24 protein-coding genes are annotated in these 22,260 nt (G+C 71.4%); 16 read left to right on the plus strand and 8 right to left on the minus strand.

Features of this window, described 5'->3' with window-relative positions; genetic code table 11:
* The first annotated feature begins 34 nt into the window (after positions 1 to 34).
* Complete coding sequence (locus tag ACZ4VF_RS29535) at positions 35 to 826, plus strand: S16 family serine protease (RefSeq protein WP_467929771.1); 792 nt, start codon at positions 35 to 37, stop codon at positions 824 to 826.
* Here the strand turns inward: ACZ4VF_RS29535 and ACZ4VF_RS29540 are convergent.
* Entirely contained in the window at positions 823 to 1,329 is a 507-nt protein-coding gene (locus tag ACZ4VF_RS29540) for an Lrp/AsnC family transcriptional regulator (RefSeq protein ID WP_467929772.1), read from the minus strand. The genes ACZ4VF_RS29535 and ACZ4VF_RS29540 overlap by 4 nt on opposite strands.
* Before the next feature lie 122 nt (positions 1,330 to 1,451).
* On the opposite strand from ACZ4VF_RS29540, the gene hppD reads away from it, so the two are divergent.
* The gene (gene hppD / locus ACZ4VF_RS29545) at positions 1,452 to 2,600 is read left to right on the plus strand and encodes a 4-hydroxyphenylpyruvate dioxygenase (protein WP_467929773.1); all 1,149 of its coding nucleotides are present in this window, start codon (positions 1,452 to 1,454) and stop codon (positions 2,598 to 2,600) included.
* A 9-nt stretch (positions 2,601 to 2,609) separates the two neighbouring features.
* On the opposite strand, the gene ACZ4VF_RS29550 is transcribed toward hppD, so the two are convergent.
* Positions 2,610 to 4,088, minus strand: a complete 1,479-nt coding sequence (locus tag ACZ4VF_RS29550; RefSeq protein ID WP_467929775.1) for a tetratricopeptide repeat protein — start codon at positions 4,086 to 4,088, stop codon at positions 2,610 to 2,612.
* 92 nt (positions 4,089 to 4,180) lie between these two features.
* On the opposite strand from ACZ4VF_RS29550, the gene ACZ4VF_RS29555 reads away from it, so the two are divergent.
* A complete protein-coding gene (locus tag ACZ4VF_RS29555) occupies positions 4,181 to 5,587 on the plus strand; it encodes an FAD-binding oxidoreductase (protein WP_467929776.1) in 1,407 nt (468 codons plus the stop codon).
* A 17-nt stretch (positions 5,588 to 5,604) separates the two neighbouring features.
* Here ACZ4VF_RS29555 and ACZ4VF_RS29560 read toward each other — a convergent pair whose 3' ends face one another.
* Positions 5,605 to 6,018, minus strand: a complete 414-nt coding sequence (locus ACZ4VF_RS29560) for an SsgA family sporulation/cell division regulator (RefSeq protein WP_467929777.1) — start codon at positions 6,016 to 6,018, stop codon at positions 5,605 to 5,607.
* A 234-nt stretch (positions 6,019 to 6,252) separates the two neighbouring features.
* Between ACZ4VF_RS29560 and ACZ4VF_RS29565 the strand changes: the two genes are divergently transcribed.
* On the plus strand, positions 6,253 to 7,698 hold the full coding sequence (locus ACZ4VF_RS29565; RefSeq protein WP_467929779.1) for an RDD family protein: 1,446 nt from the start codon (positions 6,253 to 6,255) through the stop codon (positions 7,696 to 7,698).
* Between the two features lie 66 nt (positions 7,699 to 7,764).
* The gene (locus ACZ4VF_RS29570) at positions 7,765 to 8,412 is read left to right on the plus strand and encodes an RDD family protein (protein WP_467929780.1); all 648 of its coding nucleotides are present in this window, start codon (positions 7,765 to 7,767) and stop codon (positions 8,410 to 8,412) included.
* A 30-nt stretch (positions 8,413 to 8,442) separates the two neighbouring features.
* Here ACZ4VF_RS29570 and ACZ4VF_RS29575 read toward each other — a convergent pair whose 3' ends face one another.
* Positions 8,443 to 8,679 (minus strand): hypothetical protein, encoded by a 237-nt coding sequence (locus tag ACZ4VF_RS29575; protein ID WP_467929781.1) that lies wholly within the window; start codon positions 8,677 to 8,679, stop codon positions 8,443 to 8,445.
* A gap of 366 nt (positions 8,680 to 9,045) precedes the next feature.
* Here ACZ4VF_RS29575 and ACZ4VF_RS29580 point away from each other — a divergent pair, with 366 nt between their 5' ends.
* On the plus strand, positions 9,046 to 11,403 hold the full coding sequence (locus ACZ4VF_RS29580; RefSeq protein ID WP_467929783.1) for an immune inhibitor A domain-containing protein: 2,358 nt from the start codon (positions 9,046 to 9,048) through the stop codon (positions 11,401 to 11,403).
* Positions 11,404 to 11,524: 121 nt separating this feature from the next.
* On the plus strand, positions 11,525 to 11,845 hold the full coding sequence (locus ACZ4VF_RS29585; RefSeq protein WP_467929784.1) for a hypothetical protein: 321 nt from the start codon (positions 11,525 to 11,527) through the stop codon (positions 11,843 to 11,845).
* A gap of 3 nt (positions 11,846 to 11,848) precedes the next feature.
* Here the strand turns inward: ACZ4VF_RS29585 and ACZ4VF_RS29590 are convergent, their stop codons facing one another.
* Entirely contained in the window at positions 11,849 to 12,442 is a 594-nt protein-coding gene (locus ACZ4VF_RS29590; protein WP_467929785.1) for an isochorismatase family protein, read from the minus strand.
* A 95-nt stretch (positions 12,443 to 12,537) separates the two neighbouring features.
* Positions 12,538 to 13,884, minus strand: coding sequence for a nicotinate phosphoribosyltransferase (locus ACZ4VF_RS29595; RefSeq protein ID WP_467929786.1), 1,347 nt, complete (start codon positions 13,882 to 13,884; stop codon positions 12,538 to 12,540).
* Positions 13,885 to 13,949: 65 nt separating this feature from the next.
* Between ACZ4VF_RS29595 and clpS the strand changes: the two genes are divergently transcribed.
* The 8 genes from clpS to ACZ4VF_RS29635 all read left to right on the plus strand — a co-directional run bounded on the left by clpS (position 13,950) and on the right by ACZ4VF_RS29635 (position 19,272).
* Positions 13,950 to 14,258, plus strand: a complete 309-nt coding sequence (gene clpS, locus ACZ4VF_RS29600) for an ATP-dependent Clp protease adapter ClpS (RefSeq protein WP_467929788.1) — start codon at positions 13,950 to 13,952, stop codon at positions 14,256 to 14,258.
* Positions 14,259 to 14,268: 10 nt separating this feature from the next.
* The gene (locus tag ACZ4VF_RS29605) at positions 14,269 to 14,874 is read left to right on the plus strand and encodes a DUF2017 domain-containing protein (protein ID WP_467929789.1); all 606 of its coding nucleotides are present in this window, start codon (positions 14,269 to 14,271) and stop codon (positions 14,872 to 14,874) included.
* Positions 14,875 to 15,203: 329 nt separating this feature from the next.
* Positions 15,204 to 16,637, plus strand: a complete 1,434-nt coding sequence (locus tag ACZ4VF_RS29610) for an amino acid permease (protein WP_467929790.1) — start codon at positions 15,204 to 15,206, stop codon at positions 16,635 to 16,637.
* Positions 16,638 to 16,807: 170 nt separating this feature from the next.
* Positions 16,808 to 17,230 (plus strand): M67 family metallopeptidase, encoded by a 423-nt coding sequence (locus ACZ4VF_RS29615; protein ID WP_467929791.1) that lies wholly within the window; start codon positions 16,808 to 16,810, stop codon positions 17,228 to 17,230.
* Between the two features lie 77 nt (positions 17,231 to 17,307).
* Entirely contained in the window at positions 17,308 to 17,403 is a 96-nt protein-coding gene (locus ACZ4VF_RS29620; protein ID WP_467929793.1) for a putative leader peptide, read from the plus strand.
* A gap of 84 nt (positions 17,404 to 17,487) precedes the next feature.
* A complete protein-coding gene (locus tag ACZ4VF_RS29625) occupies positions 17,488 to 17,766 on the plus strand; it encodes a MoaD/ThiS family protein (RefSeq protein WP_467929794.1) in 279 nt (92 codons plus the stop codon).
* A gap of 17 nt (positions 17,767 to 17,783) precedes the next feature.
* Positions 17,784 to 18,734 carry a PLP-dependent cysteine synthase family protein gene (locus ACZ4VF_RS29630; RefSeq protein WP_467929795.1) on the plus strand — a complete coding sequence of 317 codons (951 nt, stop codon included), beginning with the start codon at positions 17,784 to 17,786 and terminating at the stop codon, positions 18,732 to 18,734.
* Between the two features lie 73 nt (positions 18,735 to 18,807).
* Entirely contained in the window at positions 18,808 to 19,272 is a 465-nt protein-coding gene (locus ACZ4VF_RS29635; RefSeq protein WP_467929797.1) for a hypothetical protein, read from the plus strand.
* A gap of 105 nt (positions 19,273 to 19,377) precedes the next feature.
* Here ACZ4VF_RS29635 and ACZ4VF_RS29640 read toward each other — a convergent pair whose 3' ends face one another.
* The gene (locus tag ACZ4VF_RS29640) at positions 19,378 to 19,836 is read right to left on the minus strand and encodes a type II toxin-antitoxin system PemK/MazF family toxin (RefSeq protein ID WP_467929798.1); all 459 of its coding nucleotides are present in this window, start codon (positions 19,834 to 19,836) and stop codon (positions 19,378 to 19,380) included.
* A gap of 238 nt (positions 19,837 to 20,074) precedes the next feature.
* On the opposite strand from ACZ4VF_RS29640, the gene ACZ4VF_RS29645 reads away from it, so the two are divergent.
* On the plus strand, positions 20,075 to 20,827 hold the full coding sequence (locus ACZ4VF_RS29645; protein WP_467929799.1) for an MBL fold metallo-hydrolase: 753 nt from the start codon (positions 20,075 to 20,077) through the stop codon (positions 20,825 to 20,827).
* Between the two features lie 85 nt (positions 20,828 to 20,912).
* On the opposite strand, the gene ACZ4VF_RS29650 is transcribed toward ACZ4VF_RS29645, so the two are convergent.
* Entirely contained in the window at positions 20,913 to 22,178 is a 1,266-nt protein-coding gene (locus ACZ4VF_RS29650) for a PTS transporter subunit EIIC (RefSeq protein WP_467929800.1), read from the minus strand.
* Positions 22,179 to 22,260 lie beyond the last annotated feature (82 nt).

The following is a 22,260-nucleotide window of genomic DNA, read 5'->3' on the forward strand; positions in this document are numbered from 1 at the left end:
CGGGGGCAGGTCGCGGTCACGTTAGATTGAATCCGTGCTCTCACGTCTCACACGCCCCCAGGCCCTCGCCGTCTGCGCGCTGCCCCTCGTGGCCCTGCTCGCCACGGCGTTGTTCGCGCCCCTGCCGTTCTCGGTGGCGCAGCCCGGCATGACGGCGAACGTCCTGGGCGAGAACAAGGGCACCCCGGTGATCTCGGTCTCCGGCGCGGCGACCCGCAGGACCAGCGGACAGCTGCGGATGACCACGATCGAGGCGACCGGCCCCGACACCCGGGTCTCCCTCGGCGACGTCCTCGGCAACTGGTTCCGCACCGACCGGGCCGTCATGCCGCACGACTCGGTCTACCCGAGCGGCGACACCGTCAAGGAGATCGAGAAGCACAACGAGGCGCAGATGCGGCAGTCCCAGGACGCGGCGACCCAGGCGGCACTGAAGTACCTGGGGATCGGCCCCGACCAGGTCAGGGTCACGCTGAAGCTCGCCGACGTGGGCGGGCCCAGCGCGGGGCTGCTGTTCAGCCTGGGCATCGTCGACAAGCTGGACGGCGACGGCAGCGGCGGCGACCTCACCGGGGGCCGCACCATCGCCGGCACGGGGACGATCGACGCCGCCGGGAAGGTCGGCGCGGTCGGCGGGGTGGCCCTGAAGACACAGGCCGCCCGCCGGGACGGCGCCACCGTCTTCCTGGTGCCGAAGGCGGAGTGCGCCGACGCCCGGGCCGAGCTGCCGAAGGGCTTGCGGCTGGTCCCGGTGACCACGCTCAAGGGCGCGGTCGACTCCCTGGTGGCACTGGAGAAGGGCAAGGGCACGGTCCCCGGCTGCTAGCCGCCCCCGCTGTCCGCCGCCGCCCGGCCGCCCCCGCTGTCCGCCGCCGCCTGTTCCACCAGCGGGATGATCCGCAGCGGCACCGGGGTCTCCATGACGATCGTCGTGGAGGCCCGGACGATGCCGTCGAAGCCGACGACCCGGTCGATGACCCGCTGGAGATCGGCGTTCGAGCGGGCCACCAGGCGGCACAGCATGTCCCCGCTGCCGGTGGTGGTCAGCAGCTCCAGCACCTCCGGCACGGTCGCCAGGTGCGTCCGCACGTCCGCCCCCTGACCCTGCCGGATCTGGAGGGTGGCGAACGCGGTGACCGGGTAGCCGAGGGCCGCGGGATCCACCTGCGGACCGAATCCGCGGACGACCCCGTTCGACTGGAGCCGGTCCAGCCGCGCCTGCACCGTGCCCCGGGCCACGCCCAGCCGCCGGGACATCTCCAGCACCCCGATGCGCGGCTCCTCCGCCAGCAGCACGATGATCCGCCCGTCCAGATGATCGATCGCCACGGGACCCCCTGAGATGGTCATCCTGTACACATAGACCGCCGACACGGCCGTACCGCTGGTCATATTGCCCAGCGATTGTGCGAACTATTGCGCACCTTGCAGAGCGGGGCCACCCTTCCGCTATGACGCAGACCACACACCACACTCCCGGCACGACGGCCCGGCAGGACGACCCCTTCCCGGTCAAGGGAATGGACGCGGTCGTCTTCGCCGTGGGCAACGCCAAGCAGGCGGCGCACTACTACTCGACCGCCTTCGGCATGCGGCTGGTCGCCTACTCCGGACCGGAGAACGGCAGCCGCGAGACCGCCAGTTACGTGCTGGAGAACGGCTCCGCCCGCTTCGTCCTCACCTCGGTGATCAAGCCGAGCAGCACCTGGGGCCACTTCCTCGCCCAGCACGTGGCCGAGCACGGCGACGGCGTCATCGACCTCGCCATCGAGGTCCCGGACGCGCGCGCCGCCCACGCGTACGCGATCGAGCACGGCGCGACGAGCGTCACCGAGCCGTACGAGGTGAAGGACGAGCACGGCACGGTCGTCCTCGCCGCCATCGCCACCTACGGCAAGACCCGCCACACCCTGGTCGAGCGCAGCGGCTACGACGGCCCCTACCTGCCCGGCTACGTCGCCGCCGCGCCGCTCGTCGAGCCGCCCGCCCAGCGCACCTTCCAGGCCGTCGACCACTGCGTCGGCAACGTGGAACTCGGGAAGATGAACGAGTGGGTGGCCTTCTACAACAAGGTCATGGGCTTCACGAACATGAAGGAGTTCGTGGGCGACGACATCGCCACCGAGTACAGCGCGCTGATGTCGAAGGTGGTCGCGGACGGCACCCTCAAGGTGAAGTTCCCGATCAACGAGCCCGCCATCGCCAAGAAGAAGTCCCAGATCGACGAGTACCTGGAGTTCTACGGCGGCGCCGGCGTCCAGCACATCGCGCTCAACACCAACGACATCGTGCAGACGGTCCGCACCATGCGCGCGGCCGGCGTCGAGTTCCTCGACACCCCGGACTCCTACTACGACACCCTCGGCGAGTGGGTCGGCGACACCCGCGTGCCGATCGACACCCTGCGCGAGCTGAAGATCCTCGCCGACCGCGACGAGGACGGCTACCTGCTGCAGATCTTCACCAAGCCGGTCCAGGACCGGCCGACGGTGTTCTTCGAACTCATCGAGCGGCACGGCTCCATGGGCTTCGGCAAGGGCAACTTCAAGGCCCTGTTCGAGGCGATCGAGCGCGAGCAGGAGAAGCGGGGCAACCTGTAGCGGCGGCCCCTACTCGCCGGGCGGCGGCTCCTCGGAGTCGTCGCCCAGCGCCTGCAACGCCTCCCGCGCCACCGGCACCCGCAGCGGCGAGAAGTACGGGTTGATCCGCAGCGCCTCCTCCAGATACCGCCGCGCGGGCCCGTACCGCTCCAGCTCCGCCTCGATCACCCCCCGGTGGAACGCGTACAGCGCGCTGCGCACCCCGCCGCCCTTCGACTCGTCCGTCGCGGCGGTCGCGTACGTCAGCGCCTCCTGGTCCTCGCCCGACCGGTGCAGCGCCCAGCCCAGCGCGTCGGCCACCTCGGTCCCCGGCTGGCGCCGCCACTCCTCGCGCAGCCGCTCCACCGCCTCCCACGCGTCCCCGTGGTCCGCCTCGAACCTCCCGATCAGCAGCTCCTCGTCCACACCGCCCGCCACCGACCGCCGTACCGCCTCCCTCAGCCGTGCGTACTGCTCCTCGGCGGGCCGCGGCTGGCCCAGCGACTCGTACAGCTCGCCCAGCTCCAGCAGGTCCTCCGGGTCCGGCCGGCGCGCGACGACGGCCCGGTACGCGGCCAGCGCCTGAGCCGTACGCCCCTGCGCGGCCAGCGTCCGCGCCCGCCCGGCCGCCGCCGTCCGCTGGTCGGGGTCGAGCCGCAGCGCGGCCTCGAAGTGCCGCAGCGCGTCCGGCAGATCCCCGCGCTCCCACGCCAGCTGCCCCACCCCCGCCAGCCAGGCGGCCTGCTCCGCGGGGGTGCGGGCGGCGGCCGCCGCGTCCGTCAGCTGGGCCACCGCGTCCTCGCGCCAGCCCCGGTCCCGGTACACCGCCGCGGCCCGCGCCCGCACGGCCGGCCGCTCCGCCGGACCGGTGCGCAGCCCCATCAGCGTGTCCAGGGCGGCCCGGGCCTTCTTGTAGTCACCGAGCCCGGTGTAGGCGTCGATCAGCGGCGGATACGCCGACCACCGCTTGGGCGCCGCCTTCAGCGCCTGCTCGCCGTAGCTCTTCGCCGCCGGAAAGTCCCGGCGGGCCAGCGCCAGCGCGGTCAGGCCGTCCAGCGCCTCGGTGTTCCGGCCGCCGCGCACCTCCAGGGAGGTCCGCAGCGCCCGCTCGGCCTTCGGGTAGTCCGCCGCGTCACCCGCCCGGCGCCCCCGCTCCACGTACGCGGACCCCAGCACCGCCCACGCCCGGGCGTCCTTCGGCCGCTGTCGCACCGCCTGCTCCTCGCGCCCGATCAGCGCGGTCAGCCCGGGGAGCGCGGCCGGCACCCCGTAGGTCACCGTGGTCAGCGCCTCCTGCCGGACCCGCGGTGCGGCCTGCGGGCCGGCGGCGGGCGGCCGGACCGGCCCCGGCCCGCGCCGCGGCTCCTCCGGCAGCAGCACCAGCACCCCGCCCGCGACGAAACCGCCCGCCAGTACGGCGACCAGCACCCGCCGCAGCACCCGCCGGGAGCGGCGCGGTGCCGGGGGCTCGGAGATCAGGGACGTACCCACGCACTGCCGGTTGTCCATGGCGCTCACTGTGCGCCAGTACGACGAGCACATCCGGGTGGCCCAAGGGCGGCACGGTCGGGGTTCACACCGATGGCCGTGAGTGCCACGCTGTGATCATGAGCCGTATCGAAGCACCGCGCGACGAGCACACGGGCAACCTCACCGACCGGCTCCTGGCCGGCCTCCCGCCCGAGGCGGTCCTGACCGATCCCGACGTGACCGCCTCCTACGGGCACGACATGGCGAGCTTCTGCCCGGCCGGCAGCCCCGCCGTCGTCGTCCTCCCGCGCACCGTCGAGCAGGTGCAGCACGTCATGCGCACCGCCACCGAGCTGCGCGTGCCCGTCGTCCCGCAGGGCGCCCGCACCGGCCTGTCCGGCGGCGCCAACGCCACCGACGGCTGCATCGTGCTGTCCCTCACCCGGATGGACCGCATCCTGGAGATCAGTCCCGTCGACCGGATCGCCGTGGTCGAACCGGGCGTCGTCAACGCGGCCCTGTCCCGCGCGGTGGGGGAACACGGCCTGTACTACCCGCCGGACCCCTCCAGCTGGGAGACGTGCACCATCGGCGGCAACATCGGCACGGCCTCCGGCGGCCTGTGCTGCGTCAAGTACGGGGTGACCGCCGAGTACGTCCTCGGTCTGGACGTCGTCCTCGCCGACGGCCGCCTGATGTCCACCGGCCGGCGCACCGCCAAGGGCGTCGCGGGCTACGACCTCACCCGGCTGTTCGTCGGCTCCGAGGGCTCCCTCGGCGTCGTCGTCCGGGCCGTCCTGGCCCTGAAGCCCAAGCCGCCCCGGCAGCTCGTCCTGGCCGCGGAGTTCTCCTCCGCGGCCGCCGCCTGCGACGCCGTCTGCCGCATCATGGCGGGCGGACACGTCCCCTCCCTCCTCGAACTGATGGACCGTACGACGGTCAAGGCCGTCAACGACCTCGCGCACATGGGGCTGCCCGAGACCACCGAGGCCCTGCTGCTGGCCGCCTTCGACACCCCCGAACCGGCCGCCGACCTCGCGGCCGTCGGCGCCCTGTGCGAGGCCGCCGGCGCCACCCAGGTCGTCCCGGCCGAGGACGCGGCCGAGTCCGAGATGCTGCTCCAGGCCCGGCGGCTCTCGCTGACCGCGCTGGAGGCGGTGAAGGGCACGACGATGATCGACGACGTGTGCGTCCCCCGCTCCCGGCTCGGCGCCATGCTGGAGGGGGTGGAGCGGATCGCCGCCGAGTACGGCCTCACGATCGGCGTCTGCGCCCACGCGGGCGACGGCAACACCCACCCCACCGTCTGCTTCGACGCCCGCGACCCGGAGGAGTCCCGCCGGGCCCGCGCGTCCTTCGACGCGATCATGGCGCTCGGCCTGGAGCTGGGCGGCACGATCACCGGCGAGCACGGGGTGGGCGTGCTGAAGAAGGACTGGCTGGCCCGGGAGATCGGGCCGGTCGGGGTGGAGATGCAGCGGGCGGTGAAACAGGTCTTCGACCCGCTGGGCATCCTGAACCCGGGCAAGCTCTTCTGACCCCGTCCCGGGGCCGTTCACCGGGCGAGCAGCTGGTCGAGCGCGTCGTCGATGCCGAGCCGGCCGCCCTCCTCACCCGGCGGCACCGCCCGCAGCGTCCGCTCCAGCCAGGCGGAGACCTGCGGGGCGGGCGCCTCCAGCAGCGCGTCGCCGTCCGGTGAACTCAGCGCCATCAGGACGACACGGCGCCCCTGAGCCCTCGTCGGCCACACCCGCACGTCCCCGTGCCCGCACGGCCGGAACACCCCCTCCACCAGCAGGTCGCGGGCGAACGTCCAGTGGACGGGGTGCCGGGAGTCGATGTGGAACGCGACGTGGACGGCGTACGGGTCGTCGGAGCGGTAACCGAGCCGGGCCGGGACCGGGATGCTCCGCTCCGGCGACAGGATGAGCCGCAGCTCCAGCTCGCGCTCCACCACGGTGTGATGCATGACCGGCGTTTCCTCTCTGGTCGGGGCCGCTCGGACCGGGCCCGTACCGGGGGAGAGGGGGCGGGGGCCGGGGCGTTACGCGGGTTCGGGGGAACTTTTCCGCGGACGGGGGAGACCCCGGTACGGCGTTGCCCGGAAAGGGGTGGGTACGACGGGACTGGCGCTGCGGGCTGCCCCGGTCTGATAGATGTGGAGGCCCCCATCCCACCCCCGAGCAGATACGGGACGACGGACATGAGCGCCCCAACCCCGGCCCCAGGTGACGACCGGCCCCGTGAGGGCTACTACCCGGACCCGTCCATCCCCGGCTACGTCCGGTACTGGAACGGCGCCTCCTGGGTGCCCGGCACCAGCCGCCCGGCGCCGAAGGACGGCGAACCGCTCACCCCGCCCCCCGGCGTCCGCCCCGCCCCCGCCCCGGCCGCCGTCGAGGAAACGGGCCCCCACTTCTTCGACGAGGACCCACCGGGCCCGGACCGGCAGGACGGCGCGGGCCCGCGGGGCGCCGCGGGTCAGGCCGCCGGCCAGTGGAACCAGGCGGGTCCGTCCGCGCAGGCCGGTCCGGCGGCGCAGGGCGCGCAGTGGAGCCGGCCGGGCCAGCCGGCACGGCCCGGTCTTCCCGGTCAGCCGGTGCAGGGGGCCGGTGGCCGGGGCGTCGATCCCCGGGTGCCGGTGGACGCGCCGGGGCCGGCCGACGGGCAGGCCACCAGCCGTACCGACGGCACCGCGGCGATCCCCCCGGCGGAGGACGAGGCCCCGGACCCCGGCACGTTCGTCTTCCGGCGCCCGATCCCCGGCCCGGCGGCAGCCGCCCGTACCGACGACGGCACGATGACCATCCGCCCGGTGCCGTCCGGCACGGAGAGCGGCGGCCCGGCCGGCTTCGGCCCGCAGGGACCCGTCGGCACGCCCGCGAACTCCGGCTTCGCCGCCGGGAAGGCCGCCGCCGCCCGTGCCGCCGCGCCGGCGCCCGCGTCACCCCCGGCACCGCAGCCGTCCCCGGCCGCCCCCGCCGCCCCCTCGGTGCCGCAGCAGGCCGCCGCTCCCGCCACCCCCCTCACCAGCGGCCCCGGCGGCGGGCAGGCGTCCTGGGCGCAGCAGGTGCACCAGCTGGCCGGCGGCGGTGACGAGCTGCCCGTCGCGCCGTGGAAGCCGCCGGTGGAGGACCTCTTCCAGGCCGCCGCCCGCCGGCAGGCCGCCGCCCGTCCCGCCGGACTCGGCAGACGGCTGGCGGCGCGGCTGATCGACCTGCTGGCCATCGGCGCGATCACGGCCGCCGCGGCGGTCCCGCTCGGCGTCCGGGCCGTGGACCACGTCCAGGAGAAGATCGACGCGGCCAGGGTCTCCGGCCACGAGGTCACGGTCTGGCTGCTCGACGGCACGACCGGCACCAGCCTCGGCATCGTCCTCGCCGTGCTGCTCGTGGCCGGTGTCCTGTACGAGGTGCTGCCCACCGTCAAGTGGGGCCGCACCCTCGGCAAGAAGCTGTGCGGTCTCCAGGTACGGGACATCGAGGCGCACGAGCCCCCGACGTTCGGCCCGGCGCTGCGCCGCTGGCTGGTGTTCGGCGTGCCGGGGCTGCTGGGCGTCGGGATCGTGGGCGTGCTGTGGTGCCTGTTCGACCGGCCCTGGCGCCAGTGCTGGCACGACAAGGCGGCCCGCACCTTCGTCGCGGGCTGATCGGGGGGTACTCCGTCCGGCCGTCTGCCGGATGCGGAGCCGGGAGGTTCGGGTTCCACTCGGGCCATGAGCAGCGCACCGCCCCCCGGCTCCGGAGAGCAGCCCCCGGAGGACGACCCCCTCAGGAAGCGGCCCCCGTCGGACCAGGGGGCGGGTTCGCCGTACGACGCCCCGTACGGCGGCGCCCAGCCGCCTCCCCACGGTGGCGCCCAGCCGCCCCCCTACGGCGGTGACCCGTACGGCGACTACCCCGCCGACCCGCTGGCCGGCATGCCCCCGCTCGCCGACAGCGGCAGGCGGACGCTCGCGCGCATCATCGACATGATCCTGGTCGGCATCGTCGCCGCACTGGTCATGTGGGCGCTCGGCCTGAGTTCCTACAGGGTCGACGACCGCATGGAGGTCGGCAGAAACCTCGCCCGGGCCTTCGTCACGGCCGCGTTCTACGTCGCCTACGACACCGTTCTGACCAGCAGGTCGGGACAGACCCTCGGCAAGAAGTGGCTCGGCATGCGCGTGGCCAACCTGGAGAACGGAGCCACCCCCTCCGTGCAGGCCTCGCTGAGCCGCGCGCTGGTGCTGTGGATGCCCTTCGCCTTCTGCTGCGCCTGCTTCTGGACGGCCGTCTCGGGCGGATGGAGTTTCTTCGACACGCCGTACAAGCAGGGTCTGCACGACAAGGCGGCCAAGACGGTGGTGGTCGCAACCCGTTGATGGACGGCGTGCGGGCGTCGCCCCGCCGTGTCAGAGGGTCGTGGGGACCCGTTGCTCGTCCGTCGCGGGTTCGGTGGGCGCCGGAGCCGTGCGCGTCCCGGGGGAGGGGACGGTCAGGGCGACCAGCAGGCCCAGCGCGAGGGCCGCGAGGGCGATGACGGTGATGCCGGGGCCCGAACTCGTCTGGGACAGCAGCAGCATGGCGAGCGTCGAGAAGATCACGGTGCAGGAACCGTAGGCGAGCTGTGCGGCGGTCGGACGAGGCATGGCAATCGTGTCCTCGGCAGTGTTCGGACGATGGGGGCGTGCCGTTCGACTCTCTTGGCCTGCATGCCCGAGCCGGACGCCGGGTAAGCATGGCCTAACCCACAGTACCGGTGCACAGGGGGCGCACGGAGGCATCCCCCGGTCGAACGGGTTGTGCCCGACGTTCGTTGCCTGGTGGGCACGTGTCCGTAAAGCGAACGTCTCCTCCGCATAGTGCACTTGTCCTGCTCAAGTCAAGGTCTGTCTTTTCCGCTAAACCTCTAGTCAAATGTCGTCACTTGACTACACGCGTTGATCGTGCGCGCACGGATCCCTCCATGACCCGGAACCCCCTGTCCGTGCGCGCGACGCGGGGGAGGAACTCAAGTGACCAGCAGATCCTGGACGTTCAGAGCGGCCGCCATCGGCGTGACGCTCGCGGCGGCCTCCGCCACGTTCGCCACCTTCGCCGTCGCCGAAGCGAGCACCCAGGCCCGGACCGCTGCCGCCAACCGGCACGACCCGGCCCCGGTGAAGCAGCAGAAGCACAACCTGGACGGCCCGCTGAGCAAGACCCAGGAGGCCCAGCGCGAAGAGGCCCTGAAGCAGCTCATATCGGGCAAGGCCACCGCACAGGAGCGCAACGGCTCCAAGGTCGTCAAGCTCAAGAGCCGCAAGGGCCAGAGCAAGTTCGTCGAGCTGAGCCGCGAGAAGACCGACAAGATCTTCACCATCCTGGTGGAGTTCGGGAACCAGACCGACCCCAAGTTCGGTGGCACCCCCGGCCCGCTGCACAACACGATCGCCAAGCCGGACCGCAAGAAGGACAACTCCACGGCCTGGCAGAAGGACTACGGCAAGAAGCACTACCAGGACCTCTACTTCGGCACCGGCAAGAAGACCGAGTCGCTGAAGAAGTACTACGAGAAGCAGTCCTCGGGCCGCTACTCCGTCTCCGGTGAGGTCACCGACTGGGTCAAGGTCCCCTACAACGAGGCCCGTTACGGCAACAACGCCTGCGGATCGACCAACTGCCCGAGCGTGTGGAACGTCGTCACCGACGGTCTGAACGCCTGGGTCGCCCAGCAGAAGAAGGCCGGCCGGACCGACGCCGACATCAAGAAGGACCTCGCCAAGTACGACCAGTGGGACCGGTACGACTACGACGGCGACGGCAACTTCAACGAGCCGGACGGCTACGTCGACCACTTCCAGATCGTGCACGCCGGTGAGGACGAGTCCGCCGGCGGCGGCGCGCAGGGCAAGGACGCGATCTGGGCCCACCGCTGGTACGCCTTCGGCACCGACGCCGGCGCCACCGGCCCCGAGAACAACAAGCTCGGCGGCACGCAGGTCGGCGACACCGGTATCTGGGTCGGCGACTACACCATCCAGCCGGAGAACGGCGGCCTCGGCGTCTACGCCCACGAGTACGGCCACGACCTCGGTCTGCCGGACGAGTACGACACCGCCGGCGGCGACAACTCCACCGGCTTCTGGACCCTGATGTCCTCCGGCTCCTGGCTGGGCACCGGCAAGGAGTCCATCGGCGACCTGCCGGGCGACATGAACGCCTGGGACAAGCTCCAGCTCGGCTGGCTGAACTACGACACCGCCAAGGCCGGCAAGCAGTCCACGCACAAGCTGGGCCCCGCCGAGTACAACACGTGGGACAAGCAGGCCCTCGTGGTGAACCTGCCGGACAAGGCGGTCACCACCACCATCACCGAGCCGGCGCAGGGCTCGACCCAGTGGTGGAGCGGCAGCGGCAACGACCTGAAGAACACGCTGACCCGTTCCGTGGACCTGACCGGCAAGACGTCGGCGAAGCTGGACCTGGACGGCTGGTGGGCCACCGAGGCCGGCTACGACTACGTCTACACCGAGGTCTCGACCGACGGCGGCGCCAACTGGACCGCCCTGGACGGCACGGCGGACGGCCAGGCCCTGCCGAAGGACGCCAGCGGCAAGCCTGCGCTGACCGGCTTCTCGCAGACGCACAAGAAGCTGTCGTTCCCGCTCGACGCCTACGCGGGCAAGAAGATCGACCTGCGCTTCCGCTACGCCACCGACGGCGGTGTCGCGGAGAACGGCTTCACGGCCGACGAGATCACCGTGACCGCCGACGGCACCCCGCTGTTCTCCGACAACGCCGAGAGCGCGGACGCCGGTTGGACCGCGGCCGGGTTCTCCCGCATCGGCGCGTCCTTCACCAAGGACTACCAGCAGTACTACATCGCCGAGAACCGCCAGTACGTGTCGTACGACAAGACGCTGAAGACCGGCCCGTACAACTTCGGCTTCGCGTCGCGTCCGGACTGGGTGGAGCACTACCCGTACCAGAACGGCCTGCTGATCTGGAAGTGGGACACCTCCCAGGCGGACAACAACACCAACAGCACCAACGGCCACCCGGGCACCGGTCTGATCCTGCCGGTCGACTCGCACTTCAAGGCACTGAAGTGGGCCGACGGCACGCTGCTGCGCAACCGCGTCCAGGCCTACGACTCGCCGTTCAGCCTGTACGCCACGGACGGCATCACGCTGCACAAGGCGGACGTCGCGCTGAAGATCAAGGGCTCGAAGGGTGTTCCGGTCTTCAACGACCACACCGGCACCTACTACGACCCGTCGAACCCGACGGGCGGTGTGAAGGTCACTGACACCAACACCAAGATCACGATCGTCAAGGAGGCCAAGGACGGCTCCACGATCCAGCTCAAGGTCGGCCCCGCGGTCAAGTAGTCACTGAAACCGCAGGTCACAAGCGTATCGGCGGCAGCCCCTTGGCGGGCTGCCGCCGGTCGTGTTTAGGTGCGTCCTGTGGACCGCTTATTGACACCGACCGGAACGGGGATGTGACCGCATGGCCGCAGGAGGCTTCTGCAAACTGCCGAACGGCACGGTGGTCGTCGCGCTGAACCTGCCGTACGACCCCGCCGGGGTGCGGGTGCTCGTGCACGCCCAGAACCGCGCCCGCGCCCTGACCAGGCTGCGCAACCTGGGCCTGCGGGCGATCTACCTGCGGGGCAACGCCGCGCCCCCGACGCCGGACGAGATCACGGCGGTCCTGCACCACCCCGACGGGCTGATATGGCGCACGGCCCCCGCGGACAACGGTGTCATCGTGAACGAGCTGTGGCACCCGATCCGCGCCCTGCTGCGCAGGTCCGCGGTGGTCCCGTAGGCCCTAGCCGCTCACCACGGGCTTGCCCGTCAGCTCCACGCCCGCCTGGCGCAGCTCCTCCAGGGCCCGCTCGGTCGTGTCCGGGGCCACGCCCGCCGTGAGGTCCAGGAGGACCTGGGTGCGGAAGCCCTCGCTCGCGGCGTCCAGCGCGGTGGCCCGGACGCAGTGGTCCGTGGCGATGCCCACCACGTCCACCTCGGTGATCTCGCGGGCGCGGAGCCAGTCGGCGAGGCGGACGCCGTTCTCGTCGGCTCCCTCGAAGCCGCTGTAGGCGGCCGAGTAGGCGCCCTTGTCGAACACGGCGTCCACGGCGCCGGAGGCGACCGCGGGGGCGAAGTTCGGGTGGAAGCCCACGCCCTCCGTGCCCGCGACGCAGTGCGCCGGCCAGGAGCGGACGTAGTCGGGGTTGTCCGCGAAGTGGCCGCCGGGCGCGATGTGGTGGTCGCGGGTGGCCACCACATGCCGGTACCCGGTGCCCGCCGCCTGGCCGATCAGCTCGGTGATGGCGGCGGCCACGTCGGCACCGCCGGCCACCGCGAGACTGCCCCCCTCGCAGAAGTCGTTCTGCACGTCTACGACGATCAAGGCGCGGCGCATGGTGGGTGTCCTTCGACTGAGAGTGAAGTAACTGAGCCTAGAGACTTCCGGGCCCGTGCGGGAGGGGGCGGTCGAGGGCGGACGGTGGTCCCGCTCTAGCTACCCGAGCGCCCGGTGACGTACTCCGTCGGAATGACGGGTTCCCCCCTGGACAGCTGGGTCGCGGACAGCGGCAGGTTCGCACGGGCCGCGATGTGCCGGTCCCGGGTCACGTCCAGCGGCTCGCGGGCGACCACCTCGCCGCCCTTGACCAGCTGCACCAGCAGCTGCCGGTCGGCCAGCTCGGCGGGGACCGGCCCGGTGCCGACGACCTCGGCCTCCGCGACCCCGTCGGCGTCCAGCCGGCGCGCCGCCCACTTGCGCCCGCCGACGGACGCCTTGCCGCCGCTGGACTTCTTCGCCACCGGCAGCAGCGCGGCCTTCGGGTCGGCGGACTCGGCGCGGGCGACGAGCTTGTAGACCATGGAGGAGGTCGGGTGCCCGGAGCCGGTCACCAGCTGGGTGCCCACGCCGTACGCGTCCACGGGCGCGGCGGCCAGCGAGGCGATGGCGTACTCGTCCAGGTCGGAGGTCACGACGATCTTCGTGTTCGTCGCCCCCAGCTCGTCGAGCTGCTGCCGCACCCGGTGGGCCACCAGCAGCAGGTCGCCGGAGTCGATGCGGACGGCGCCCAGCTCGGGGCCGGCCACCTCCACCGCCGTACGGACGGCCTCGGTGACGTCGTAGGTGTCCACCAGGAGCGTGGTGCCCCGGCCCAGGGTCTCGACCTGGGCCTGGAAGGCGTCCCGCTCGCGGTCGTGGAGGAGGGTGAAGGCGTGCGCGGAGGTGCCGACGGTCGGGATGCCGTAGCGGAACCCCGCCGCGAGGTCGGAGGTGGTGGCGAAGCCGCCGACGTAGGCGGCGCGGGCGGCGGCCACGGCGGCGAGCTCGTGGGTGCGGCGGGCGCCCATCTCGATCAGGGGGCGGTCACCGGCCGCGGAGGCCATCCGGGAGGCGGCCGCGGCGATCGCGGAGTCGTGGTTGAGGATGGAGAGGATCACCGTCTCCAGCAGCACGCACTCGGCGAAGGTGCCCTCGACGCGCATGATCGGCGAGCCGGGGAAGTACACCTCGCCCTCCGGGTAGCCCCAGATGTCCCCGCCGAAGCGGTAGTCGGCGAGCCACTGCAGGGTCTGCTCGTCGACGATGTCCCGCTCGCGCAGGAAGCCGAGGACGCCGGTGTCGAAGCGGAAGTTCTCCACCGCGTCCAGGACGCGGCCGGTGCCGGCCACCACGCCGTAGCGGCGTCCGTCCGGCAGCCGCCGGGTGAAGACCTCGAACACGCTCCGCCGTTCGGCCGTACCGGCCTTCAGGGCGGCGCGCAGCATGGTCAGCTCGTACTGGTCCGTGAAGAGCGCTGTCGAGGGAACGTCCACCGGCAGCCCAAGGTCCGCTGTGTTCATGACCAAGGATCGTACTCCCTTTTCGTCGGTGTGACGATTTATGGGGACCATGGCAGCATGGCTGTGTGACGTCACCCGCGCCCGTAGAGATCGAACGCACCGAGTCGGCGGAGGAGACCTTCGCCGTACCCGAGCCCGACGTCCCCTGGGTCACGATCGTGCACAACGACCCGGTCAACCTCATGAGCTACGTGACGTACGTCTTCCAGACGTACTTCGGCTACTCCAAGGACAAGGCCACCAAGCTCATGCTCGACGTCCACCACAAGGGCCGGGCGGTCGTCTCCAGCGGGAGCCGCGAGGAGATGGAGCGCGACGTGCAGGCGATGCACGGCTACGGTCTGTGGGCCACCCTCCAGCAGGACCGGAAGTAAACGCACCCCGATGCCCGGACACTTCGAACCGCTCCCCGGCGGCGGCGCGGCCGTCGCGCTCGACGACGTCGAGATCTCCATCATCCGGTCGCTGGCCGTCCAGTTGCTGGAACTGATCGGCCCCGGCCCGGGTGCCGACGCCCCGGACGACCCGCTCGCCGAGCTGTTCGCCGAGGGCCCCAGCGAGCCGCCCGCCGACCCGGTCCTGCGACGGCTCTTCCCGGACGCCTACAGCGACCCGGAGCGCTCCCCGGCCTCCCCGGCCGAGGCCGAGGAGCGGCGGGCGCACTCCGCCGAGTTCCGCCGCTACACCGAGAACGACCTGCGGGCCGGCAAGCGGGACAACGCGCTCGGCGTGATCCGCTCGCTGGACGCGCTCGCCCCCGTCGACGAGGGCGGGGCGGTGCTCAAGCTGTCCCCGGAGGAGTCCCGGCAGTGGCTCGGCGCCCTCAACGACCTCCGGCTGGCGATCGGAGCCCGGCTGGACATCACCGACGAGGACGACACCGACCTGCTCTACCGGCTCCCGGAGGAGGACCCGCGCAAGCCCATGGTGCTGGCCTATCTGTGGCTGGGCGGACTCCAGGAGACCCTGGTGTCGACCCTTATGTCCTAGAGGTTCCGGATTCGCCTCGTTCCGGCGTTCGCTCAGAGGACGCTCAAATCCGGATAACGATCCCGTCACCTTTGTGGCCTGTTTTGGCGCATTCGGGCGCTCTTTGTCCGCTTTTACCTGTGGGATGCGCCACACCCCTCCTCTGTGATCAGTATTGCGGCCGTGATAAATCTTCACGACCGCCCGGCCAACACCACCCATGTTCGGCCGGGTGCGCCACCGAGCCGACGACCGTCGGCCAGGCAGACAGCTCCATCATCCGGGGGGATCGAGACCCGATCCGAGGCCGACGACAGGCCCGGGTCGGCATGGAGAAAGGCGCACCACACATGACCTCAGCGCAGGTCGATCAGCACCGCGACGGCAATGAGGCCGTGCGTGCGGAGGACGGCGAGGGCGAGGGTTACCAGCGCGGGCTCGGGGCCCGGCAGATCCAGATGATCGCCATCGGCGGTGCCATCGGCACCGGCCTCTTCCTCGGCGCGGGCAAGGGTATCTCCAAGGCGGGACCGAGCCTGATCCTGGCGTACGCCATCGCGGGCCTCGTCATCTTCTTCATCATGCGGGCCCTCGGCGAACTGCTGATGTACCGCCCGGTGTCGGGCTCCTTCTCGGAGTACGCGCGCGAGTTCATCGGCCCGTTCGCCGGTTTCGTGACCGGATGGACGTACTGGCTGTTCTGGGTGGTCACGGGCATCACCGAGGTCACGGCGGCGGCCGCCTACATGACGTACTGGTGGGACATCCCGCAGTGGGTGTCGGCCCTGGTCTTCACGATCGTCCTGTACGGCGCCAACCTGATCTCCGTGAAGCTCTTCGGCGAGCTGGAGTTCTGGTTCTCCATGGTCAAGGTCACCGCCATCATCGGCATGATCCTGATCTGCGCCGGCATCCTCACCATCGGCTTCTCCGACGCCGGCGACACCGCCTCCGTCAGCCACCTGTGGAGCGACGGCGGCTTCTTCCCGCACGGTGTCGGCAACACGCTGATGACCCTCCAGATGGTCATGTTCGCCTTCCTCGCCGTCGAGCTGGTCGGTGTGACCGCGGGCGAGTCCAAGGACCCGAAGACCGTGCTGCCCAAGGCGATCAACACCGTGCCGTGGCGCATCGCCGTCTTCTACGTCGGCGCGCTGATCATGATCCTGTCGGTCGTGCCGTGGACCAACTTCCACCCGGGCGTCAGCCCCTTCGTGGCCGCGTTCCAGAAGATGGGCCTGGCCGCCGGCGCCGGCATCGTGAACTTCGTCGTGCTCACCGCGGCGCTGTCTTCCTGCAACTCCGGCATGTACTCCACCGGCCGCATGCTGCGCGACCTCGCGCTCAACAGCCAGGGCCCGAAGTTCTTCACCCGGCTGACCCGCAGCGGCACCCCGCTCGTCGGCACGACGTTCTCCGCCGCGCTGATGCTGGTCGGCGTCTGGATCAACTACCAGTGGCCGGGCAAGGCGTTCGACTACGTGGTGTCCTTCGCGACCATCTCCGGCATGTGGGCCTGGATCGTCATCCTGCTCTGCCAGATCCGCTACCGCGCCAAGTCCGACCGCGGCGAGCTGCCCCGCTCGGAGTTCCGCGCCCCGGGCGCGCCGTGGACCAGCTGGTTCGCGCTCGCCTTCATCGGCATGGTGATCGTGATGATGGGCATCGACAAGGACGCCCGGGTCTCCCTGTACTGTGCCCCGCTGTGGGCGCTGATCCTCGGTGCCGCCTACCTGGTGCTCAAGCGCCGCAACCCGGAGGCCGCGGCCTTCCGCAAGCGCTGACCCAGCCCCTCCGGACGTCCCGTCCGGAGCCCCGGACCCTCCGGAAAGGACGTCCGGCCGCCGGGAGCTCTCGTGGCGCCCCCGGCGGCTGCCGCTCAGGACGTCCGGCATGTGGGCCGTTCCGTACCGTCCCTCGGTACGGGACGGCCCCTCTGCTTATCCTGACCCCCATGCTGACCATCACCCAGGCCCTGTACGACCAGATCGTCGCCCACGCGCGCAAGGACCACCCCGACGAGGCGTGCGGCGTGGTGGCGGGCCCGGCGGGCGCGGACCGCCCCGAGCGCTTCATCCCCATGCTGAACGCGGCGATGTCGCCCACCTTCTACGAGTTCGACTCGGGCGACCTGCTGAAGCTCTACCGCGAGCTGGACGACCGCGACGAGGACCCGGTGGTCGTCTACCACTCGCACACCGCCACCGAGGCCTACCCCTCGCGCACCGACATCTCCTACGCCAACGAGCCCGGCGCCCACTACGTCCTGGTCTCCACCGCCGACACCGACGGCCTCGGCGAGTTCCAGTTCCGCTCCTTCCGGATCGTGGACGGCCAGGTCACCGAGGAGGAGGTCAGGGTCGTCGAGGCGTACTGACCGTGATGCGGTCGGCGAACATCCACGATGCGAGATCACACTCCGGGATCCGGACCGGGAATCGATACGATGAACCCATGGTTCTGAACGACGTGAGCGACAAGGTGCCGAGCGTGCTGCTCGTGGCCCGGCTGCACGTCGACCTGTGCAGGCTGAACAGCGCCATCTGTTGACGTTCCCTGCCGCCGTACGGCCGTGGGCCGCGGCGCGCCGCCGTGTGCTCAGACCCGAACCCTTTCCGACAGGAGCCCGCAATCATGGCCATCGAGGTCCGCATCCCGACCATCCTCCGCCCGTACACCGACGGTCAGAAGGCGGTGGAGGGCACCGGGGACACCCTCGCCGAGCTGTTCGCCGACCTCGAAACCCGGCACGCGGGCATCCAGGCCCGCATCGTGGACGGCGACCAGCTGCGCCGCTTCGTCAACGTCTACCTCAACGACGAGGACGTCCGCTTCCTGGACGGCATCGGCACCAAGCTGTCCGACGGCGACAGCGTGACGATCCTGCCGGCCGTCGCCGGCGGCATGCGCTGATCGGCCGCTGAGCAGCGATGCGCTACGACTCCCCGCTGGCCGCGGTGGGCAACACCCCCCTGGTGCGCCTGCCGCGGCTCTCGCCGTCCCCGGACGTCCGGATCTGGGCCAAGCTGGAGGACCGCAACCCCACCGGCTCCGTCAAGGACCGCCCCGCCCTGCACATGATCGAGCAGGCGGAGAAGGACGGCCGGCTCACCCCGGGCTGCACCATCCTGGAACCCACCTCCGGCAACACCGGCATCTCCCTCGCCATGGCGGCCAAGCTCAAGGGCTACCGCATGGTGTGCGTGATGCCGGAGAACACCTCGCAGGAGCGCCGGGACCTGCTCGGCATGTGGGGCGCCGAGATCATCCCCTCACCGGCCGCCGGCGGCTCCAACACCGCCGTGCGCATGGCCAAGGAACTGGCCGCCGAGCACCCCGACTGGGTGATGCTCTACCAGTACGGCAACCCGGACAACGCGGGCGCCCACTACGCCACCACCGGCCCGGAGATCCTCGCCGACCTGCCCTCGATCACCCACTTCGTGGCCGGCCTCGGCACCACCGGCACCCTCATGGGCGTCGGCCGCTACCTGCGCGAGCACAAGCCGGACGTGAGGATCGTCGCCGCCGAGCCGCGCTACGACGACCTGGTCTACGGCCTGCGCAACCTCGACGAGGGCTTCGTCCCCGAGCTGTACGACGCCTCCGTCCTCACCACCCGCTTCTCGGTCGGCTCGGCCGACGCGGTCACCCGCACCCGCGAACTCCTCCAGCAGGAGGGCATCTTCGCGGGCGTCTCCACCGGCGCCGCCCTGCACGCGGCGATCGGCGTCGGCAGGAAGGCCGTCAAGGCGGGCGAGAGCGCCGACATCGTCTTCGTCGTGGCCGACGGCGGCTGGAAGTACCTCTCCACCGGCGTCTACACCGCGGCCACCACGGAGGAGGCCATCGAGACGCTCCAGGGCCAGCTCTGGGCGTAGGCCCCGGCAAGGGATCCGCGCACGCCGGTGGTACGTCACACCCGTACCAGCACCCCGGCAGAAAGGCGGAACCATGCGCCGTACGACGCCCCTCGCCCTCGCGGCGGCAGCGCTGCTCCTCGCGGGCTGCGGCTCCCAGCAGGACACCGGCAGCGCGGGCAAGGTGTCGGTGCCGCCGCGCGGCGGGACCACCCCCGCGCCCGGCCGCTCGGCCGGCGACTGCACGGCCCACGCGGAGCTGACGGCCGCCGCCCACGGCCGTACCGTCTGCGTCACCAGGGGCGGCGAGGTCCGGCTGACGCTGGACGGCACCAAGGCCCGCCCCTGGAAGCCGGTCACCGCGAGCGGCACGGGACTGGAGGCCGTCAACGCGGGCTTCGTCCTCCAGCCGGGTGACGCCACCGCCGCCTACCGGGCGGTGGCCGCCGGCACCGTGAAGCTCACCTCGTCCCGCCCCCTGTGCGCCCAGCCCACCGCGCCGGGCCGGGTCTCCTGCAAGGGCATCGAGGAGTGGACGGTCACCGTCCGGGTGAGGTAGGGGGTCTTGGGGCCCCTAGGGCCTCTCTTCCGGATCTTGCCGGGGTCGCGGGGTCTGGCAGACAGGCACCGTCGCCCGGAGCCGGCCTGATCCGAAAGGGAGGCCCTAGCCCGCGAGGTGTCTCACCTGGTCCCACAGGACCGGATCGACCACGCCGACCCGGCGGCGGAAGCCGCTCACCGGCACCTCGCGCAGCTCGTCGGTCTCCAGGAAGCTGGGCCGGCCCTGGGCGTCGCCGACCGCGCCCGGCGGCAGCGGGATCACGCCGCAGCGCTCGTCGTGGTACTTGCTGGTGATCTTCGCGACCGTGGCCCGGTTCCCGCGCACGGCCAGCACCAGGCAGGGCCGGTCCTTCGCCCCGGGCCGGTCCTCGTAAGGGACGTCCGCCCACCAGATGTCCCCGGGGGACGGCCGTACGGCGTGGCCCGTCCGCGGGCCCGGACGGGCCGGGGGCCGCAGGCGTCGTCCGCCGGGCCGGCGCCCGCGGCCCCAGCCGTCGACCAGCGTGGCGACCAGCGCGAGCAGCACCACCGCGGCGAGGGCCAGCCACCAGGACGTGTCCATACGACGACGTTACCGGCGCGCGCCGTACATCGCGCGCCCTCTGCCGATCCTGGTGCGCCCCACGTCCAGCCGAACCGGTGACAGCACAGGTGAGTTCCCCCACAACGGCCCCTGGCGGAGGAGCGACCCGTGCTTTCGCGCCTTACGCTCGACGCACCGCACGACCCCCGCCAGCCCTCCTTCCCGAGTGGTTCCTCGTCCCGACCATCGCTTTCCCGCCAACGGAGGTTTCTGCTTCATGAAGCTCACCGTCGTCGGCTGCTCGGGGTCGTTCCCGTCCGCGGAATCGGCCTGTTCGAGCTACCTCCTCGAGGCCGACGGCTTCCGGCTGCTCCTCGACATGGGCAACGGCGCCCTTGGCGAGCTGCAGCGCCACTGCGGTCTCTACGACCTCGACGCGATCTTCCTCAGCCATCTGCACGCCGATCACTGCATCGACATGTGCGCGTACTTCGTCGCGCGCTACTACCGCCACGAGGGCGGCCGGTGCGACCCCATCCCGGTCTACGGACCCGAGGGCACCGAACACCGCCTGACCACGGCCTACGCGGACACCCCCTCCGCCTCCTCCATGAGCGAGGTCTTCGACTTCCACACGGTCAAGCCGTCCACCTTCGAGATCGGCCCCTTCACCGTGCACACCGAGCGGGTCCGCCACCCCGTCGAGGCCTATGGCATCCGGATCGAGCACGGCGGGAAGTCCCTGACGTACTCCGGCGACACGGGCGTCAGCGAGGCGCTGGACGCGCTGGCCCGGGACACCGACCTGTTCCTGTGCGAGGCGGCGTTCACGCACGGCAAGGAGACCATCCCCGACCTGCACCTCACCGGCCGCGAGGCGGGGGAGACGGCCGCGCGCGCGGGCGCCCGGCGGCTGGTCCTCACCCACATCCCGCCGTGGACCGACGCCCAGGTCAACCTGCGGGACGCGCGCGAGGTGTTCGACGGGCCGGTCGAGCTGGCCGCGCCACGGGTGACGTACGCGATCTGACTCCGGGCACGCGCGAAAGGGCCCCGGAACCTCGTCGGTTCCGGGGCCCTCGTCGCCGCCTGCGGCCCGGCCTTGCCGCTTGGCGTTACTTGGCCTCGGCCTTCTGCAGTTCCGCCAGTTCCTCGTCGGACTCGCGGCCCGGGGTCGGCAGGTTGAACCTGGTGATCGCGAAGCGGAAGACCACGTAGTAGACCGCCGCGAAGCACAGGCCGACCAGGACCAGGCCCCACGGATTGCTCGCGATGCCCAGGTTCAGACCGAAGTCGACCGCGCCCGCCGAGAAGCCGAAACCGTCCTTCATGCCCAGCGACCAGGTCAGCGCCATCGAGACACCGGTGAGGACCGCGTGGATCGCGTACAGGACCGGCGCGATGAACATGAACGTGAACTCGATGGGCTCGGTGACACCGGTGACGAAGGACGTCAGCGCCAGCGAGAACATCATGCCGCCGACGACCTTGCGGCGCTCGGGCCGGGCGCAGTGCACGATCGCCAGGCACGCGGCCGGCAGGGCGAACATCATGATCGGGAAGAAGCCGGTCATGAACTGGCCCGCGTGCGGGTCGCCGGCCAGGAAGCGCGCGATGTCGCCGCTCTTGCCGTGGTACTCGCCCGCCTGGAACCACGGGAACGAGTTGAGCAGGTGGTGCATGCCGATCGGGATCAGCGCACGGTTGGCGACACCGAAGATGCCCGCGCCGACCGCGCCCGACTTCACCAGCCACTCGCCGAAGTTGTGCAGACCGGTGCCGAGGACCGGCCAGATGTAGCCGAAGACGATGCCGAGGACCAGGCCGGCGAAGGCCGACAGGATCGGGACGAGCCGGCGGCCGCCGAAGAAGCCCGCCCAGTCGGGCAGCTTGGTGCGGTAGAAGCGCTGGTACAGCAGGGCCACGACGATGCCCATCACCACACCGCCGAGGACCTTCGCGTCCACCGGGGCGTTCTGCATGACGACCTTGCCGTCGACGACGGTCGCGATCTTCGGCAGGTTCTTGTCGGTGAACGTGCCGAGCACGTTCTTGAAGACCAGGTAGCCGACGACCGCGGCGAGGGCCGTGGAGCCGTCCGACTTCTTCGCGAAGCCGATCGCGATGCCCACCGCGAACAGCAGCGCCATGTTGTCGAGGATGGCGTTGCCGCCGGCCGCCATGAACGACGCTATCTTCGTGAGGAAGGCCGGGAAGGACGGGCGGCCCAGCATGTCGGTGTTGCCCAGGCGCACCAGGAGGGCGGCGGCGGGCAGCACGGCGACCGGCAGCATCAGGCTGCGGCCGATGCGCTGGAGCACAGCCATCGCCCCGGCGCCCTTCTTCTTCTCGGCCGCGGGAGCGGCGCTGGCCGTGGTCACAAGTTCCTCCATCGGGCAAGGCGCCGCCCGGAACCAAGGAAGGGACGGCAGCGTCTCTGGTCTACACCAGCAGTGGTGTAGA

The organism is Streptomyces sp. NPDC029151 (assembly GCF_055564315.1).